The sequence below is a fragment of the Burkholderia contaminans genome (genome assembly GCF_029633825.1).
Taxonomy (GTDB): Bacteria; Pseudomonadota; Gammaproteobacteria; order Burkholderiales; family Burkholderiaceae; genus Burkholderia; species Burkholderia contaminans.
The window spans coordinates 2,880,744-2,898,446 of sequence record NZ_CP090640.1 but is presented as its reverse complement, the minus strand read 5'-3'; the positions used below and the strand labels follow the sequence as shown (position 1 = coordinate 2,898,446).

At 65.6% G+C, this 17,703-nt stretch carries 12 protein-coding genes and 1 pseudogene; 1 reads left to right on the top strand and 12 read right to left on the bottom strand.

Annotation, left to right across the window (positions count from 1 at the left end):
* Positions 1 to 19 precede the first annotated feature (19 nt).
* Positions 20 to 1,057: an agmatine deiminase family protein gene (locus LXE91_RS13540; RefSeq protein WP_039358712.1), complete on the bottom strand. Its 1,038-nt coding sequence runs from the start codon at positions 1,055 to 1,057 to the stop codon at positions 20 to 22.
* Between the two features lie 101 nt (positions 1,058 to 1,158).
* On the opposite strand from LXE91_RS13540, the gene LXE91_RS13535 reads away from it, so the two are divergent.
* Positions 1,159 to 2,088, top strand: a complete 930-nt coding sequence (locus LXE91_RS13535) for a LysR family transcriptional regulator (RefSeq protein WP_039358716.1) — start codon at positions 1,159 to 1,161, stop codon at positions 2,086 to 2,088.
* Positions 2,089 to 2,174: 86 nt separating this feature from the next.
* Here the strand turns inward: LXE91_RS13535 and LXE91_RS13530 are convergent, their stop codons facing one another.
* From LXE91_RS13530 to LXE91_RS13480, 11 genes and pseudogenes are all read right to left on the bottom strand, one after another.
* On the bottom strand, positions 2,175 to 3,479 hold the full coding sequence (locus LXE91_RS13530) for an MFS family transporter (RefSeq protein ID WP_039358719.1): 1,305 nt from the start codon (positions 3,477 to 3,479) through the stop codon (positions 2,175 to 2,177).
* Positions 3,480 to 3,711: 232 nt separating this feature from the next.
* Entirely contained in the window at positions 3,712 to 5,391 is a 1,680-nt protein-coding gene (locus tag LXE91_RS13525; RefSeq protein ID WP_039358723.1) for a SpoVR family protein, read from the bottom strand.
* On the bottom strand, positions 5,388 to 6,656 hold the full coding sequence (locus tag LXE91_RS13520; protein WP_039358726.1) for a YeaH/YhbH family protein: 1,269 nt from the start codon (positions 6,654 to 6,656) through the stop codon (positions 5,388 to 5,390). The genes LXE91_RS13525 and LXE91_RS13520 overlap by 4 nt, the downstream gene beginning before the upstream one ends.
* 125 nt (positions 6,657 to 6,781) lie before the next feature.
* Positions 6,782 to 8,704: a PrkA family serine protein kinase gene (locus LXE91_RS13515; RefSeq protein ID WP_011351905.1), complete on the bottom strand. Its 1,923-nt coding sequence runs from the start codon at positions 8,702 to 8,704 to the stop codon at positions 6,782 to 6,784.
* Between the two features lie 551 nt (positions 8,705 to 9,255).
* Positions 9,256 to 11,016 (bottom strand): methyl-accepting chemotaxis protein, encoded by a 1,761-nt coding sequence (locus LXE91_RS13510; RefSeq protein ID WP_039358729.1) that lies wholly within the window; start codon positions 11,014 to 11,016, stop codon positions 9,256 to 9,258.
* A 282-nt stretch (positions 11,017 to 11,298) separates the two neighbouring features.
* The gene (gene rbsK, locus LXE91_RS13505) at positions 11,299 to 12,225 is read right to left on the bottom strand and encodes a ribokinase (protein ID WP_039358731.1); all 927 of its coding nucleotides are present in this window, start codon (positions 12,223 to 12,225) and stop codon (positions 11,299 to 11,301) included.
* A pseudogene (locus tag LXE91_RS13500) lies at positions 12,222 to 13,254 on the bottom strand (LacI family DNA-binding transcriptional regulator). Before LXE91_RS13500 ends, rbsK begins: the two are co-directional and overlap by 4 nt.
* Before the next feature lie 35 nt (positions 13,255 to 13,289).
* Positions 13,290 to 14,309, bottom strand: a complete 1,020-nt coding sequence (locus tag LXE91_RS13495; protein WP_039358738.1) for an ABC transporter permease — start codon at positions 14,307 to 14,309, stop codon at positions 13,290 to 13,292.
* Positions 14,306 to 15,919, bottom strand: coding sequence for a sugar ABC transporter ATP-binding protein (locus LXE91_RS13490; protein WP_039358741.1), 1,614 nt, complete (start codon positions 15,917 to 15,919; stop codon positions 14,306 to 14,308). The genes LXE91_RS13495 and LXE91_RS13490 overlap by 4 nt, the downstream gene beginning before the upstream one ends.
* A gap of 145 nt (positions 15,920 to 16,064) precedes the next feature.
* A complete protein-coding gene (locus LXE91_RS13485) occupies positions 16,065 to 17,015 on the bottom strand; it encodes a sugar ABC transporter substrate-binding protein (protein WP_039358744.1) in 951 nt (316 codons plus the stop codon).
* 275 nt (positions 17,016 to 17,290) lie between these two features.
* Positions 17,291 to 17,677: a DUF805 domain-containing protein gene (locus LXE91_RS13480; RefSeq protein ID WP_039358746.1), complete on the bottom strand. Its 387-nt coding sequence runs from the start codon at positions 17,675 to 17,677 to the stop codon at positions 17,291 to 17,293.
* Positions 17,678 to 17,703 lie beyond the last annotated feature (26 nt).

Below are 17,703 nucleotides of genomic sequence, written 5' to 3'. Positions count from 1 at the left end.
ACCGCTGACGAAACGTCGCTCAGTTCGCGACGGACGGCTGCTGCTGCGTCGAGCAGTGGATGCTGCCGCCGCCGATCGACAGCGTCGGGATCGGCAGCATCTCCACGTTACGCCCGGGGAACGCGCGACCGAATACCTCGCGCGCCGCCTGATCCTGCTCGACGCCGAACGCGGACACGATCACCGCGCCGTTCACCAGGATGTAGTTCGCATAGCAATCGCAGTAGCGCTCGGAGCCGAAGCGTTCGGTGACGATCGGCGACGGCAGGTCGAGCAGCTCGAAACGGCGCCCCGCCGCATCGGTCGCAAGCTCCAGCGCGCGGCGGTTTTCCCGCATCACGTGAAAATAGTCGCCCTGCTCCGGCAGCGCGGTCTGGCATAGCATCCGGCCCGGTGCGATGAACGACGCGATGCCGTCCACGTGCCCGTTCGTCTCCACTTCGTCGGGATTGCCCGGCAGCCAGATGATCTTCTCGACGCCCAGCATGCGGCGCAGCTCCGCCTCGATCTCCGCGCGGCTCAGGTGCGGATTGCGATTCGGATGCAGCAGGCAGCTCTCGGTGGTGATCAGCGTGCCCTGCCCGTCGACATAGAACGCGCCGCCCTCCAGCACCATGTGCGAGTTGAAGATCTCCGCGCCGGCCGCGCGTGCGATGTCCTGCCCGGCCTGCTGGCAGCCGTCGTACGGCTGGTACTTCTCACCCCAGCAGTTGAAGCGGAACACGGCCGCGCCCAGCCCGCGCTGTTCGCTCACGAGGAAGATCGGCCCGCAGTCGCGCAGCCAGTTGTCCTCGGCCGCGACCGGCAGCACGTCGACGCTCGCACCGACCATCTCGCGCGCGGCATCGGCCTGGCCGTAGTGTGCGGCCACCACGCAGCGCTGGTAGCGGGCGATCGTCCGCGCGACCAACGCGAATTCACGGCATACCTGCGCGTAGTGGCTCCCCCACAGATCCTCGCGATCGTGGAGCACCGGCCATCCGAGCCACGTGGCATCCATCGATTCCCATTCCGCGGGCATCCGGTAACCGCGCTGGCGAGCATCAAAGCGACCCATCGTTCCGTCTCCGTTGTGATTGATGGCCGATTGTGCGTCAGGTTAAACTTGATGAATATTGATATTTCTTGGCCGAATCAATCAATTCACTTCATACCTCGATGCAACGCGTTCCGTCCCTGAAACTGCTGACCGGCTTTGAAGCCGCGGCCCGATTGGGTAATTTCTCGCGCGCGGCCGACGAGCTGCACCTGTCGCAATCGGCAATCAGCCATCAGATCCAGCAGCTCGAAGCGCAACTCGGGCAGCCGCTGTTCCGCCGGCGCGGTCGCGGCGTCGAACTGACCATCGCCGGCGAGGTCCTGCAGCGCAGCGTGCAGCGCGCGATGGACACGTTGCGAGGCGGCCTCGACCGCATCGCGACCTACCTGAACCCGGGGCTGGTCGTGCTGGTGTGTCCCGCGCCATTGCTGCACGGCTGGCTGCAGCCGCGCCTCGAGCCGTTGCAGCAGGTCCTGCCCGATCTGTGCCCGCTGCTGTCGACCGACGAAACCGCACGCTACGTCGACGAGATCGACGTCGACATGACGATCGGCACGCGGCCAATGCTGCAGCCCGGCCTGCTGGATATCCCGTTCATGCGGGACGAATGGGTGACGGTATGCGCGACGCCGCTGGCGGAACAACTCGAACGCGTGCCGCGCGACGAGCACCCGCGGCATGCGGGCGTCATCTGTCTCGAAGCCAGCCTGACCGACGAGCGGCTGGCGACGGTGTTTCGCGAGCGGCTGTCGGCCTTCCGGATGCATGCGATCTACGACGACCAGCGGCTCGTGCTGGACGCCGTGCTGCGTGGCCGCGGCATCGCGTGCCTGCCGCGCCTCGTCGCGCAGGCAGGTATCGACCAGCGCACGCTGACCGTGCTCGAGGGCTACCCGCGCCTGCCCGGCACCACATGGTGGCTGTCGCGCATGGAGGGCCCGTCGCGCTCGCCGATCGTCGAGCGGATGTTCGAATGGCTGGTCGAGCAAGGCAGCCTGTCGAGCGCGTCCGAGCCAGCGCCCGCCCACGCACCGGCTCCGCCCGCGTAATCGCACGCCGCAAAAAAAACGTCCCGCCAGCTGGCGGGACGTTCGTCATGAGGCAAATGCGCTCAACGCGCACACTGCGCAGCCGATCACGGCTCGTGACGCAGATACCCTTCCTTGCTCGGATCGCGCATCCGCCACGACACGAGCAGCGAGATGGCGCACAGCACGGTCACGTACCAATAGAAGGTTTCCTCGCTGCCGATCGACTTGAACCACAGCGCGACGTACTCGGCGGAACCGCCGAAGATCGCATTCGCGACCGCGTACGACAAGCCGACGCCCATCGCGCGCACTTCCGGCGGGAACATCTCGGCCTTGATCAGGCCGCTGATCGACGTGTAGAAGCTGACGATCGCGAGCGCAACGGTGATCAGCACGAATGCGGCCACCGGGCTCGTCACGTCCTTCAGTGCATGCATCAGCGGCACCGTGCCGATCACCGCGAACGAACCGAACAGGATCATCGACGTGCGGCGGCCGATCTTGTCGGACAGCGCGCCGAATACCGGCTGCATCAGCATGTAGACGAGCAGCGCGACGGTCATCACGTTGCTGGCCGTCTTCGCATGCATGCCGGCCGTGTTCACGAGGTACTTCTGCATGTACGTCGTGAACGTGTAGAAGATCAGCGAGCCGCCGGCCGTGAAGCCGACCACCGTGAAGAACGCGCCCTTGTGCTGCCACACGCCGCGAATCGTGCCCGCGTTTTTCTTGTCGCGCGATTCGGACGTCGACGTCTCGTCGAGCGACTTGCGCAGGTACAGCGAGATCAGCGCGGCCGCCGCGCCGACCACGAACGGGATGCGCCAGCCCCACGCCTTCAGTTCGTCGGCCGACAGCGTCTGCTGCAGGATCACGAGCACGAGCAGCGCGCACAGCTGGCCGCCGATCAGCGTCACGTACTGGAACGACGCGAAGAAGCCGCGGCGGCCCTTCAGCGCCACCTCGCTCATGTAGGTCGCGCTCGTCCCGTATTCGCCGCCCACCGACAGCCCCTGGAACAGCCGCGCGACCAGCAGCAGCGCCGGCGCGAGCGCGCCGATCTGCGCATAGGTCGGCAGCACCGCGATCACGAGCGAGCCGCCGCACATCATCAGCACCGAGATCATCATCGCGTTGCGACGGCCGTGGCGGTCGGCGATGCGGCCGAACAGCCAGCCGCCGATCGGACGCATCAGGAAGCCGGCCGCGAATACGCCTGCCGTGTTCAGCAGCTGCGTCGTCGTGTTGCCGCTCGGAAAGAATGCCGGCGCAAAGTACAGCGCGCAGAACGAGTAGATGTAGAAGTCGAACCACTCGACGAGGTTGCCCGACGAGGCGCCGACGATGGCGAACACGCGCCGCCGGGTGTCATGCGCGGACAGCGCAGCTTGGTCGCTCTGGACGTCCATGGATGGGTCAGTTCCTTTTAGTGCTTTCTGGGCGAGACGGCGGAGGCCGCCGCGTGCGGTCGCGCGTGGCACCGGTTCCGGGGCACGGCGCTACGGGATTTTAGCGAAATGTAAAGTAACGGGCTCTCCGGGTTCGTCCGGATGTAGAAAATTTTTCTCCCGCCACGCGCTCGCCATATGAAAACGCCAGCCCGCGGGCTGGCGTCCGGTGCAAACTCTCCGTTGCCGATGTTCAGATCCGCACCTCCGGCGGCACATAGCGGCACTCGTAGCGCTTGCGCACGGTACCGGCCTCGTCGACGCTTTCCAGGAAAACATCGAACTGCCAGAGCCGCGCCATGTGCTTGAGCACCTCGTCGCTGTCGTTCGACAGATGGCGGTTGTCGGTCATGAAGTGGCGCAGCGTGAGGCTGCGGTCGCCGCGCGTGTTCACCGCCCACACCTGGATGTTCGGCTCGCGGTGATGGATGTCGTACTGCCGCGACAGCGCCTGCCGCACGTACTGGTAGCCCGAATCGTCGTGGATCGCCGACACCTCGAGCGAATCGCGCATGTCGTCGTCGAGCACCGAGAAGAGCCGCATGTCGCGGATCAGGGTCGGCGACAGATACTGCGCGATGAAGCTCTCGTCCTTGAAGTTGCGCATCGCATAGTGCATCGCCGGCAGCCACGGGGTGCCCGCGATCTCCGGAAACCACTTGTAGTCTTCTTCCGTCGGCGCTTCGCAGATCCGCCGGATGTCGCTCATCATCGAGAAGCCGAGCGCATACGGGTTGATCCCGCTGTAGTACGGCTTCGTGACGGGCGGCTGGTAGACCACGTTGCTGTGCGAGTGCAGGAACTCCATCATGAAGCTGTCTTCCAGCTTCCCCTGGTTGTACAGCGTGTTCAGCAGCGTGTAGTGCCAGAACGTCGCCCAGCCTTCGTTCATCACCTGCGTCTGCCGCTGCGGGTAGAAGTACTGGCCGATCTTGCGCACGATGCGGATCACTTCCCGCTCCCACGGTTCGAGCAGCGGCGCATTCTTCTCCGCGAAATACAGCAGGTTCTCCTGCGGCTCGGGCGGATAGCGGTCTTCCTGTTCTTCCATCAGCTCGGGTTTCTTGCCCGGCAGCGTGCGCCACAATTCATTCACCTGCGACTGCAGGTACGCCTCGCGTTCGCGCCGCAGCGCGGCTTCTTTCGACAGCGAAGGCTTCTGCGGCCGCTTGTAGCGGTCGACGCCGTAATTCATCAGCGCATGGCACGAATCGAGCAGTTCCTCGACGCGATCGAGGCCGTAGCGCTCCTCGCATTCCGCGACGTAGTTCTTCGCGTACACGAGATAGTCGATGATCGCGTGCGCGTCGGTCCACAGCCGGAACAGGTAGTTGCCCTTGAAGAACGAGTTGTGCCCGTACGCCGCGTGCGCGATGACGAGCGCCTGCATCGTCATCGTGTTCTCTTCCATCAGGTACGCGATGCACGGGTTCGAGTTGATGACGATTTCGTACGCGAGCCCCATCTGGCCGCGACGGTAGCTCTTCTCGGTTGACAGGAAATGCTTGCCGAACGACCAGTGACGGTAGTTGACGGGCATCCCGACCGACGCATACGCGTCCATCATCTGTTCGGCGCTGATCAGTTCGAGCTGGATCGGATAGATGTCGAGCTCGTATTGTTCGGCGACCTGCGAGATGTGCGTGTCGTATTCCTCGAGCAGTTCGAACGTCCAGTCGGACGGGCACGGCAGCGGCTTGCGTTCGGCAACGTTCATACGCGCTTCCTTTTGCCCGGAGCCGGGCAAGTCGGCGGCCGGCGGCGGTGGTTCGGCCTGCCCGCGTTGCTGCGATGCGGCAGGGCCGGCCGTGTCGTCGCCGGAAGGGCGCGGCGCATAGCCGCGCGACTCGTTGTGCAGATGGCGGGTCGTCATGACATTTCCACCTGCTTTTCGAACAATTCGCGAAACACCGGGTAGATGTCCGCAGCCGATTCCACTTTTTTCATCGCGAGATGCGGCTGCGACAAGGCCAGTTGCGCGTATTCCAGCCACAGGTTCTGCTCTTCCGGCGCGACCTGGATATACGCGAAGTAACGCGTCTTCGTGAGGATATCCTCTTCCAGGATTTTGCGACACTTGGGCGAATCGTCGGTCCAGTTGTCGCCGTCGGACGCCTGCGCGCCGTAGATGTTCCACTCGGTCGGCGAGTAGCGCTCGTTCATCACCTTGCGCATCAGCTCGAGCGCGCTCGACACCACCGTGCCGCCGCTCTCGGTCGAATGGAAGAAGGTATCTTCGTCGACTTCCTCGGCGCGCGTGTGGTGACGGATGAACACGACCTCGATGCGCTCGTAGTTCCGCTTGAGGAACAGGTAAAGCAGGATGAAGAAGCGCTTCGACAGATCCTTGCGCTGCTCGTCCATCGAGCCCGACACGTCCATCAGGCAGAACATCACGGCCTGGCTCGACGGTTGCGGCTGCTTCACGCGGTTGATGTAGCGCAAGTCGAAAGGATCGATGAACGGAATCCGCCAGATGCGCCCCTTCAGGTGATGGATCTCGGCCTCGAGCACCGCGATCTCCGCGCGCCGATCTTCCGGATCGCTCTTCATCGCCTCGAGCTGCGCCTCGAGTTCGCGCAGCTCGTTGACGAGCGGCGAGCCGAGCGCGATGCGACGCCCGAGCGCGCTGCGCAGCGAACGCACGACGTCGATGTTGTTCGGCGTGCCTTCCGCCGACCAGCCCGCGCGCACGTTCTTCCAGCTCGGCACCGTCAGCAGGTGCGTCTTCACGAGGCGCGGGAGTTCGAGATCGTCGAAGAAATACTGCATGAACTCGTCACGCGACAACTCGAACACGAAGTCGTCCTGCCCTTCGCCCTCGTTGCTCGCCTGACTGCCCCCGCCGCCCGAGCCGCCCTGCGGGCGCGGGATCTTGTCGCCGCGCACGTAGTCCTCGTTGCCGGGGTGCACGTATTCACGACGTCCGCCAGGGGCGTGCCGAAAATTCGGCTCCGCGATGTCCTTGCGCGGAATCGTGATGCTTTGCGTGCTCTGGATATCCTTGATGCTACGGTCGCGCACCGCATCGGACACGGCACGACGAATGTAGTTCTTGACGCGACGCAGAAAGCGTTCGCGGTTGGCGATACTCTTGTTCTTGCCGGCCAGCCTGCGGTCGATGATTTGATGAAGCACTCCCGGTCTCCCGCTCGAAAATCGATATGCCGGGACGCTCGCCGCACATGCCGTCTCCCGTCATGCGGGCGGCGTCTCTGAAAACACCCGTACGGCGACGCCGTACGGGCGCGGTACCGCGCGCGTCATGACGACTTGCGCACGCGCAGGTACCAGTCGCAAAGCAGCCTCACCTGCTTCGGCGTATAGCCCTTCGCGACCATCCGGTTCACAAAGTCCTCATGCTTGCGCTGCTCCTCCGCCGAACCCTTGGCGTTGAACGAAATCACCGGCAACAGTTCCTCGGTGTTCGAGAACATCTTCTTCTCGATCACGACGCGCAACTTCTCGTAGCTCGTCCACACAGGGTTCTTGCCGGCATTCGCCGCCCGTGCACGCAACACGAAGTTCACGATCTCGTTGCGATAATCCTTCGGATTACTGATGCCGGCCGGCTTCTCGATCTTCTCCAGCTCCGCGTTCAGCGCGGCGCGGTCGAAGCTCTCGCCCGTGTCGTGATCGCGGAATTCCTGATCCTGGATCCAGAAGTCCGCATACGTGACGTAGCGGTCGAAGATGTTCTGGCCGTACTCCGAATACGATTCGAGGTAGGCCGTCTGGATCTCCTTGCCGATGAATTCCGCGTAGCGAGACGCGAGCACGTCCTTCACGAAGGACAGGTACTTCTGCTCGGTTTCCGGCGGGAACTGCTCGCGTTCGATCTGCTGTTCGAGCACGTACATCAGGTGCACGGGGTTCGCCGCGACCTCGCTCGAATCGAAGTTGAACACGCGCGACAGGATCTTGAACGCGAAGCGTGTCGACACGCCCGTCATCCCTTCGTCCACGCCCGCGTAGTCGCGGTATTCCTGGTACGACTTCGCCTTCGGATCGGTGTCCTTGAGGTTCTCGCCGTCATACACCTGCATCTTCGAGAACAGGCTCGAATTCTCCGGCTCGTGCAGGCGCGACAGCACCGAGAACTGCGACATCATCTTCAGCGTGCCCGGAGCGCAGACGGCCTCGGCCAGCGACGAGTTGCGGATCAGCTTCTCGTAGATCTTGGTCTCTTCCGATACGCGCAGGCAGTAAGGCACCTTCACGACGAAGATCCGGTCGAGCAGTGCCTCGTTGTTGCGGTTGTTGCGGAACGCCTTCCACTCCGACTCGTTCGAGTGCGCGAGGATGATCCCGTCGAACGGAATCGCGCCGAAGCCCTCGGTGCCCTTGAAGTTGCCTTCCTGCGTGGCGGTGAGCAGCGGGTGCAACACCTTGATCGGCGCCTTGAACATTTCGACGAACTCGAGCAGCCCCTGGTTCGCCAGGCACAGGCCACCCGAGTAGCTGTACGCATCGGCGTCGTCCTGCGCGTACTGTTCGAGCTTGCGGATGTCGACCTTGCCGACCAGCGACGAGATGTCCTGGTTGTTCTCGTCACCCGGCTCCGTCTTCGCGATGCCGACCTGCCGCAGGATCGACGGATAGCGCCGCACCACGCGGAACTGGCGGATATCGCCGTTGTATTCGTGCAGCCGCTTGACGGCCCACGGACTCAGGATGTTCTTCAGGTAGCGGCGCGGAATGCCGTACTGTTCCTCGAGGATCGGACCGTCTTCGTCGTAGTCGAACAGACCGAGCGGCGATTCGTTGACGGGCGAACCCTTCAGCGAATAGAACGGCACGCGCTCCATCAGTTGCTTCAGACGCTCGGCGATCGAGGACTTGCCGCCGCCCACCGGGCCAAGCAGATAGAGGATCTGCTTCTTCTCTTCGAGCCCTTGCGCAGCGTGTCGGAAGTAGGCGACCACCTGCTCGATCACCTCCTCCATTCCGTAGAACTCACGGAATGCGGGATAGACCTTGATGACCTTGTTCGCAAAGATCCGCGACAGGCGCGGGTCGTTGCGGGTATCGATGTGTTCAGGTTCCCCGATTGCTTCCAGCATGCGTTCACCAGCCGTCGCGTACGCGGATGGATCGTTCTTGCAGAGCGCGAGATACTCCTCCAGCGAGAGCTCTTCCTCTCGCGTTTTTTCGAAGCGGTTCGCGAAGCTGCTGTAAATATCCATGCTACCTCCCTCGCCTGAGTCTGAAGACGTGCCTGCCTTCGTACGACTGCGCAGAAGCAAGCGCGTTCGAATTCATCCTAAACCCTTTCTTATTTTTTTTCACGAACTCTTCGTATGAAGTTCGTCATTCTCGACAACACCGCTTGGACAACACATTTCGTCGTTTTACAATCGTCGTCCCGAGTCGCAGAAACTGCATCCGCCGCGTCTCGTCGAACAACGGAACGTCTTGTGTGTTGGACACAACCGACGTCGTCACTTCTCCCCTTCATCCCTATACGTTCGAGCGGTCGTTTTCGACGACACGTTGTGCGCACCGTTACAAATTTTTTTCGCAGTGCCCTTACGGAAATACCCGTACGACGGATGCGGGAACCTCACCTGCCCCTGTGCACCCACCCGTCGATGCCGGTCACGCGATGCACGCGACGCGGCGCGATCGTCATTCACGCACGTCGCCTGTCACAATGTCCCAAGGCAGAAACGACGACGCCCGCATGTCGCGGGCGTCGTACGTCACCAAATGGGGATAGATGCGCTGCGCGCGCGAATCAGAAGGTTTCCCAATCGTCGGCGGTAGCGGCCGTTTGCGCGGGCGCCGCAGCAGCAGCAACGGGCTTGCGTGCCGGCGGCGCTGCGGATACACGTTTCGGCGGTGCGTCGCGATCATCGCGCGCAGCAGCCTGGACGGGCACCGCAACCGTTGCAGCGACCGCACGCGGCGCGTGACGCACGGCAACCGGAGCCGCGACACCCGGGCGTGCCGTGTCTTCATTGAGCTGGAACACCGCCGCCGTTTCACGCAGGCGCCCGGCCTGTTCGTCGAGCGATTGCGCGGCGGCCGCGGCTTCCTCGACGAGTGCCGCATTCTGCTGCGTGACCTCGTCCATCTGCGCGACCGCGCGCGCCACCTGGTCGATCCCGCCGCTCTGTTCCTCGGACGCCGCCGCGATTTCGCCCATGATGTCGGTCACGCGCTGCACCGCGCCGATCACGTCGCTCATCGTGCGCCCTGCTTCGTCGACCAGCGAGGAGCCCGACCGGATCCGCTCCACCGACGCGTCGATCAGCACCTTGATCTCCTTGGCCGCGGTCGACGAACGCTGGGCCAGGCTGCGCACTTCGCCCGCGACGACCGCGAAACCGCGGCCTTCCTCGCCCGCCCGTGCCGCTTCGACTGCGGCGTTCAGCGCAAGAATGTTGGTCTGGAACGCGATTCCTTCGATGATCGCAATGATGTCCGCGATCTTGGCCGAGCTGTCGTTGATCTCGCCCATCGTGCCGACCACCTGGCCGACCACCATATTGCCCTTGTTTGCGATCTCCGACGCGTTCGCGGCCAGCGAGCTCGCCTGGCGTGCATTGTCCGCGTTCTGTTTCACGGTGCCGGTCAGTTGCTCCATGCTCGATGCGGTTTCCTGCAGCGCCGCGGCCTGTTCCTCGGTGCGCGACGACAGGTCGATGTTGCCGGCCGCGATCTGGCGCGCCGCGGTCGCGATCGACTCGCTGCCGCCGCGCACGGTGCGCACCGTCTCGACGAGCCCGCGCTGCATCTTGCCGAGGCCCTCGAGAAGCTGGCCCATCTCGTCACGGCGATCCACGACGATCGGCCGGCGCAGGTCGCCGGCGGCAATGGCGTCGAAATGCGCGAGCGCGTCGGCGATCGGGCGACCGATCGCGCGGCTCAGCGTCAGCCACGACACGACCGCGGCGGCAAGGCCGGCCAGCAGCGCGGCGATCGCCAGCACGCGCAGCGTGTCGTACGTCGATTCCGCGTGGTCGAAGCCGGCTTGCGCATCGGTGAACTGGAAGTTGCGCAGCGCTTCGCTCGCCGTCGACAGGTCGCTATAGCTCGCCTGGAGCTGCTTCGCGCCGTTGCCGATCTGGTCGACCTGATTCGCTCCGACAACGCTCGCGAACGCGTCGCACGCGCGCTGCAACGCCAGCCGTTTCGCGGCGACGTCCTGGGCGAGCCGGTCTTCCTCCGGGCCGCGCGGCAGCGCGAGGTACTTCTGCCACCACGCGTCGGACTGCGTACGCATCGCACGGCTTCGCGCAACGGCGTCCGCAGCATCGGGCGTGCCGGCCAGAAGCGCCGCCCGGTCAAGCGCGAGGCGTTCGCGCGCGGCGAAGATCTCGGCCACCGATACATCGACCGCGCTCGGCATCTGGTTCGTGAAAATTTCGCGCGTCGTCTCGTTCGCGCGTGTCATTCCGTACAAGCCGAGCCCGCCGATCACACCCAGGAGCACCGCCAGAAACGCCATCGTGAGACCGATGCGCGCACGAATCGTCAGGTTCTTGAACACCATCATCCTTCCTGTGTTGCGTCGTGATGGACGGGACAGGCCCGTCGCTTCGAAGCATTGCTTCACCTGACGCATTTACGACCATGCACCGCACAACTTGATGGTATTTCCGTTATTTTTTCGAATTATTCGTCTGTTCATTACAAATTGCTAAACGAATAATGCGATTTTCAGCGTCTGCTCGAAGGAAGGCGACGGGGAGGCTCTCCGCTGCCGGCGAGCGTCGTGGAGACGCGGCCGGCCGTCGTTGGCGACGGGCCGGCCGTGGTGATTGATCAGGCCCTGTCAGGCCAGTTCGGCCAGCGTGGGAATCGACGGCTGCGCGCCCGCTCGCGTGACCGACAGCGCCGCTGCGCGTTGCGCGAAGCGGATGGCCGTATCGACGTCCGTGCCGGCCGCGAGCCGCGCGGAAAAGCCGCCGATGAAGGTATCGCCGGCCGCCGTCGTGTCGACGGCCTGCACGGCCGGCGCCGGATAATGCCGCGCCGCGCCATCGGCCGTCAGCGCCAGCACGCCGCGCGCGCCCAGCGTAACCAGCACGTTGCGCGCGCCGCCGGCCTGCAGCACGCGCGCAGCGGCTTCCGCCTCCGCCGGATCGCGCACCGGTAGGCCGGTCAGCGCAGCCGCCTCGACCTCGTTCGGAATCAGGTAATCGACGAGCGGCAGCCAGCCGTCCGGCAGCGGTGCGACGGCCGGGGCCGGATTGAGCACCACGGTGCGGCCGAGCCGACGCCCGGCCGACAGCGCCGCGAACACCGCGTCCGGCGGCGTCTCGAGCTGGCAGATCAGCACGTCGGCCGACGCCAGTGCGGCCTCGTGCCGGGCGACCGTCTCGGTCGAGACCTCGCCGTTGCCGCCCGCGACGATCACGATCGCGTTCTGGCTCGCGTCGTCGACGACGATCAGCGCGACGCCGGTCGACGCCGACGCGCTCGTCGCGAGCCCCGTACAGTCGATCCCCTCGGCTGCGAGCCCCGCGCGCAGGGCCGCGCCGTGCGCATCCGCGCCGACGCAGCCGATCATCGCGACCTGCGCGCCGAGCCGTGCGGCCGCGACGGCCTGATTGCCGCCCTTGCCGCCCGCCGCCTGCGCGAACGCGTGACCGGCGAGCGTTTCGCCCGGCAGCGGCAGACGCGGTGCGCGCACCACGAGATCCATGTTGAGGCTGCCGACCACCGTCACGCGGCCGGTGCCTGCCGCCGGCGCCGTCATGCGCGACCGCCGGAAGCCGGCGGCTCGCGGTAAAACCGCCGTCGATTCGCGCAGTACGAGGCGCGGCGACACGACGCGGCGGCGGCTCGGCACGGCGGTCGAGCCGCCGCCGATCCGCTCGATCAGCGTCTGCGCGGCCATTTCGCCGAGCGCGCGCACCGACTGGCCGACCGTCGACAGAGCCGGATACGTGTACCGGGAGAATTCGATGTCGTCGAACCCGATGATCGAACAGTCGTCGGGCACGCGCATGCCGCGCTCGGCCGCCGCGCGCAGCGCGCCGACGCCCATCAGGTCGTTGCCCGCGAAGATCGCGCTCGGCCGCACCGATTCGAACAGGCGCGACGCCGCGTGATAACCGCCGAGGCACGAGAAGTCGCTTTCCGCGATCGCGCCCGGCACGATGTCGACCCCCCGCTCGGCCATCGCGCGGATGAAGCCGTGCACGCGCATTGCGCTGACCGCCGTGTCGGTCGGCCCCGTGATGCAGCCGATCTTCGCGTGCCCGAGTTCGAGCAGGTGACGCGTCGCCAGGTACGCTCCGCGCTCGTGGTCGATCTGCACGAGGTCGGCCGCGAGCCCCTCGATGTTGCGGTCGACGACGACGAGCGGCGCGTGGATATCCGCGAGCGTCTGCGCGAGCACCGCATCCTCGCCCGCCGATGCGACGATCAGCCCGTCGATGCGCTTTTCCTGCAGCACGCGCAGGTAGTTGCGCTGCTTGACGGGATCGTCGTCCGAGTTGCAGAAGAACACGCAATAGCCGTTGGCCGCGCACTGATCCTCGATCCCGCGCGCAAGCTCCGCGAAGTACGGATTCGTGCTGTTCGGCACGACGAGGCCGATGGTCGCCGTCGCTCGCGCCTTCAGCGAGCGTGCCACGGCCGACGGCACGTAATTCAGCTCGCGGATTGCGCCCTCGACCTTCGCACGCACGTCCGCGGACACCGGCCGCGAATTGTTCACCACGTGCGAGACGGTCGTAAACGACACGCCCGCCATGGCCGCCACATCCTTGATCGTCGCCATTTCCCGTTTCTCTCTGGTCTGTTCTGTCTGTATTTCTACCGCACGCGGGTGCGACGGCTGCGATACGTATCGAGCACGACCGCCACCACGATCACCGCGCCGGTGATGATCCGTTTCGTCGGCTCGTTCGCACCGATCTGCGCCAGCCCCGCGGCCAGCACGGAGATGATCAACACGCCGAAGAACGTGCTGATCACCGAGCCGCGCCCGCCCATCAGGCTCGTGCCGCCGATCACGACGGCGGCGATCACCTGCAGTTCGAGACCGACGCCCGCATTCGGGTCGGCCGCCTCGAGCCGCGAGATCTGGAACAGCGACGCCAGCCCTGCGAGGGCGCCCATCAATGCGAATACGAGAATTTTATACGGCCTCGGGTTAACCCCTGCAAGTCGGACCGCTTCTTCGTTCGTGCCGATCCCGACGAGATAGCGCCCGAACACGGTGCGCGTCAGCACGAACTGCGCCGCGATCATCACCGCGACCGCGATCAGGAACGCCGGCGAGATGCCGAGCGCGATCGGGTTCGACAGGAAATCGAACGCGTCGCCGATGTAGGCCGTGCGCGAATTCGTCAGCTGGTACGCGAGGCCGCGCGCGGCCTCCAGCACGCCGAGCGACACGATGAACGACGGAATCCGCCAGCCGACCGTGACCGCGCCCGTCAGCGCGCCCGTGATGGTCGCGACCGCGATGCCGATCAGGGCGGCCGGCAGCGGCCCCCACTGCCATTTCAGCGCGGCGACGCTGACCATCGACGCGGCGAGCGCGAGCACCGAGCCGACCGACAGGTCGATCCCGGCGATGATCAGCACGAAGGTCATCCCGACCGACATCACGACGAGATCGGGAATCTGGTTCGCAATCGTGCTGAACGTATCGTAGGTCAGGAAATGCGAGCTCAGCACCGAAAACAGCGCAATCATCGCGGCGAGCGCACCGGCGAGCCCGAGGTAGTTCGACAGGCCGAGACGCGTGCCGGACAGCGTGCGCGCACGGCGCCCCGTCACGTCCTGCTGCGCGCCTGCGTCGGTCGGGGTTACGGGAGGCTGGGTCATTGCTGTCGTCCTGTATTCGAAGTACCGCGAGCGGCGCCCGGCGCCTGCCCCGCGTCCGGATGCTGCGCGCCGCCCGGCGGCGTCTCGCGGCCGAAGCCGGCGAACGCCGCGGCCAGCAGCGCATCCTGGGTCCAGTTGCCGCGCTCGAACACGGCGGTCATGCGCCCGGCCGACATCACGCCGATCCGGTCGCAGATCAGCATCAGCTCGCGCAGGTCGCTCGACACGACGACGAGCGCGCGGCCTTCGCGCGCGAGCGCGCCCATCAAAGTGTAGATCTCGAACTTCGCGCCGACGTCGATCCCGCGCGTCGGCTCGTCGAACAGCAGCACGCCCATGTCGCGCGCGAGCCAGCGGCCGATCACGACCTTCTGCTGGTTACCGCCCGACAGCTCGCCGACCGCCTGCGTCGCGCCGTGCGAGCGGATCCGCAGCGCGTCGATCTGCTGCTCGGCGAGCGCCGTTTCGCGCGCGCCGTCGACGATCCCGCCGCGCGCGAGCCGGTCGAGCTGGCCGAGCGACACGTTCGCGGTGATCGACTGCGTCAGCAGCAGCCCTTCGCCCTTGCGATCCTCGGTAATCAGCGCGATGCCCTGCTTCACCGCCTCGACCGGCGAACCGATCCGCACCGGCTTTGGCGGCTGGCCGATCGCGATCGTTCCCGCGTCCGGCGCATCCGCGCCGTAGATCAGCCTCAGCAGCTCGGTGCGCCCCGCGCCGATCAACCCCGAGATGCCGAAGATCTCGCCCGCGCGCACCTCGAGCGACACGTCGCGCACCGCCGTCCCGCGGCTGAGGCCCGACACGACGAGCCGCGGCGCGCCGATATGACGCTCGCCGAGATCGATGTGCTCGCCGATCTCGCGCCCGACCATCAGCGTGACGAGCCCGTCAGATGTCGTCGCCGCCATGTCGCCCGCGTGAACGAGGCGGCCGTCGCGCAGCACCGCGACGCGCTCGGCGACCCGCGCGAGCTCCTCGAGCCGGTGCGAGATGTAGACGATCGCAACGCCGCGCGCCTTCAGCCGGTCGATCTGCTCGAACAGCAGCTCGACTTCACGCGCGGTCAGCATCGCGGTCGGTTCGTCGAGAATCAGCACGCGACAGTCGCCGATCAGGTTGCGCGCGATCTCGACCATCTGCTGGTGGCCGATGCCGAGCGCGCCGACCGGCGTATCGGGGTCGACCGTGTCGAGCCCGACCTGCGCCATCGCGGCCCGCGCGTCGTCGCGCAGCCGCGCGCGATCGATGATCCCGAAGCGCCGCGGCAGGCGGTTCAGGAACAGGTTTTCGGCGACCGTCAGTGTCGGCAGCAGGTTCAGCTCCTGCATCACCATGCGCACGCCGAGCGCCTCGGCCTGCGTGCGGCTCGCCGGCGCATACGGCTGGCCGCCGAGCTGCATCGTGCCGGCGGTCGGCTCGACGAGCCCACCGATGATCTTCGACAGCGTGCTCTTGCCTGCGCCGTTCTCGCCCGTCAACGCAAGCGCGTGACCCGCCTCGAGCGTCAGCGTGACGTCGGCGAGCACGGGTTCGGCATAGGTCTTGCCGATGCCGGAGACGGACAGCACGGGAGCGGCTGCGCGGGAGGGTTGGGAAGTCGGGTCCATCGCGATCCTGGTTGCGGCCGCGCGCACGCGGCGCGCGGGTGTGACGCTCACAAGTGCATGTGCATGCAGTGGCCGTGATCGCGCTCACCCCGGATAACGGCCGCCGCGCCCGATTCTTGAGGGCCGCGGCCGCATCGGGGCCGCGTCACTTCGTCACGAGATCCACCGGCGTCTCGACCACGCCCGACATGTCGGCCTGCTTGCGATGCTCCGCAATCGCCTTGAGCGCCGTGTCGATACCGAACACGGCCTGCTTCGCCGCGTACTGATCGGCGGTCGCGAGCACGCGGCCGTCCTTCAGCATCGGCTTGATCGCGTTGATGTTGTCGTAGCCGACCACGAGCACCTTGCCCTGCTTGCCGGCCGCGCGCACGGCCGACACGGCGCCGATCGCCATGTTGTCGTTGCCGCACAGCAGCGCCTTCAGGTTCGGGTATTCGTTGAGCATCGCGGCGGCAACCGCATTGCCCTTGTCGATCTCCCATTCGCCGGACTGCACCGACACGACCTTCATCCCGCCCGCCTTCATCGCGTCCTGGAAGCCGGCCGTGCGCTGCTGCGCGTTCGTCGTCGTCGACACGCCTTCGAGGATGCCGACCTGGTCGCCCGCCTTCAGCCGCTTCGCGAGGTAATCGCCGATCTTGCGCGCACCCTTGCGGTTGTCCGGGCCGACGAACGGCACGTTCAGGTTCTTCGACTTCAGCACGTCGGGATCGAGCCGGTTGTCGATGTTCACGACGATGACGCCCGCGTCGACCGCCTTCTTCACGACCGGCACGAGCGCCTTCGAATCGGCCGGCGCGAGCACGATCGCGTCGACCTTCGACACGATCATCTGCTCGACGATGCGGATCTGGTTCGCGGTGTCGGTCTCGTCCTTGATGCCGTTGGTGATCAGGTCGAACTGGCCTGCGTTGTGTTTCTGGTATTCCTTCGCGCCCGTTTCCATCGTCAGGAAGAACTCGTTGGCGAGCGACTTCATCACGAGCGCGACCTTCGGCTTGGCGGCAGATTGCGCGTGGACGGCCGGTGCGGCGGCAACCGCGACGGCGGCGAGCGCGGCGGTCAGGAAGCGACGGCGAAAGAGGACATTCATACTCATCTCCTGGCGACTGGCCCAACGGGCCGGACTTTTATTTGACTGTTGTTTTAATGTGAGCAAACGTTTGCGCCACACTACCCGGGCAATGGCCATCGATGCTGCTGTCGGTACCACGGAATGGAAGCGAGGCAGACGGCCGACTGCCTGGCGCGCTGTCGTTTACGCGCCGCCGCCGGCGGGACGCCGGCGGAGTGAGGGCTATGCTGTACCGATTCGCGTCGGTGCGCAACCTGTCTGATCAATATTTAAGGGTTTATTCGGAGCGCGTGTCACGCCGGGTCCCGCGGCGCCGGTTCGTCTTCATCGGCCGACGGCGGCTCGCCGAAGCGGTTCGCATGCGGCGTGCCGGCGATGAAGCCGTTCATCACGAACAACGCGAGCGCGCCGACGATCGGCACGAACAGCAACAGCATCCACCATCCCGACTTGTCGATGTCGTGCAGCCGCTTCACCCCGACCGCAATCGACGACCACACGGCGACGACCGCGACGACGACGAGCGCCAGCATCGCAAGCAGCGGCAGATCGTCTTCCGGCGCGCCGCGGGAACCCGCATCGAAAATCGCGCTGAGCACGGTGGAAACCAGCGCGTAGATCCACCACGGCAGGCGCCCGATCCGGCCTTCGAAGGAGAAGAGAAGCCATTTCAGATTCATTGTTTACCTCGTCGTCACGCGTGTTG

Bases quoted from the DNA above. Each gene is read 5' to 3' on its own strand.
- LXE91_RS13540 (WP_039358712.1), bottom strand. From the start codon at position 1,057: ATGGGTCGCTTTGATGCTCGCCAGCGCGGTTACCGGATGCCCGCGGAA.
- LXE91_RS13535 (WP_039358716.1), top strand. From the start codon at position 1,159: ATGCAACGCGTTCCGTCCCTGAAACTGCTGACCGGCTTTGAAGCCGCG.
- LXE91_RS13530 (WP_039358719.1), bottom strand. From the start codon at position 3,479: ATGGACGTCCAGAGCGACCAAGCTGCGCTGTCCGCGCATGACACCCGG.
- LXE91_RS13525 (WP_039358723.1), bottom strand. From the start codon at position 5,391: ATGACGACCCGCCATCTGCACAACGAGTCGCGCGGCTATGCGCCGCGC.
- LXE91_RS13515 (WP_011351905.1), bottom strand. From the start codon at position 8,704: ATGGATATTTACAGCAGCTTCGCGAACCGCTTCGAAAAAACGCGAGAG.
- LXE91_RS13510 (WP_039358729.1), bottom strand. From the start codon at position 11,016: ATGGTGTTCAAGAACCTGACGATTCGTGCGCGCATCGGTCTCACGATG.
- rbsK (WP_039358731.1), bottom strand. From the start codon at position 12,225: ATGACGGCGCCGGCGGCAGGCACCGGCCGCGTGACGGTGGTCGGCAGC.
- LXE91_RS13495 (WP_039358738.1), bottom strand. From the start codon at position 14,309: ATGACCCAGCCTCCCGTAACCCCGACCGACGCAGGCGCGCAGCAGGAC.
- LXE91_RS13490 (WP_039358741.1), bottom strand. From the start codon at position 15,919: ATGGACCCGACTTCCCAACCCTCCCGCGCAGCCGCTCCCGTGCTGTCC.
- LXE91_RS13485 (WP_039358744.1), bottom strand. From the start codon at position 17,015: ATGAATGTCCTCTTTCGCCGTCGCTTCCTGACCGCCGCGCTCGCCGCC.
- LXE91_RS13480 (WP_039358746.1), bottom strand. From the start codon at position 17,677: ATGAATCTGAAATGGCTTCTCTTCTCCTTCGAAGGCCGGATCGGGCGC.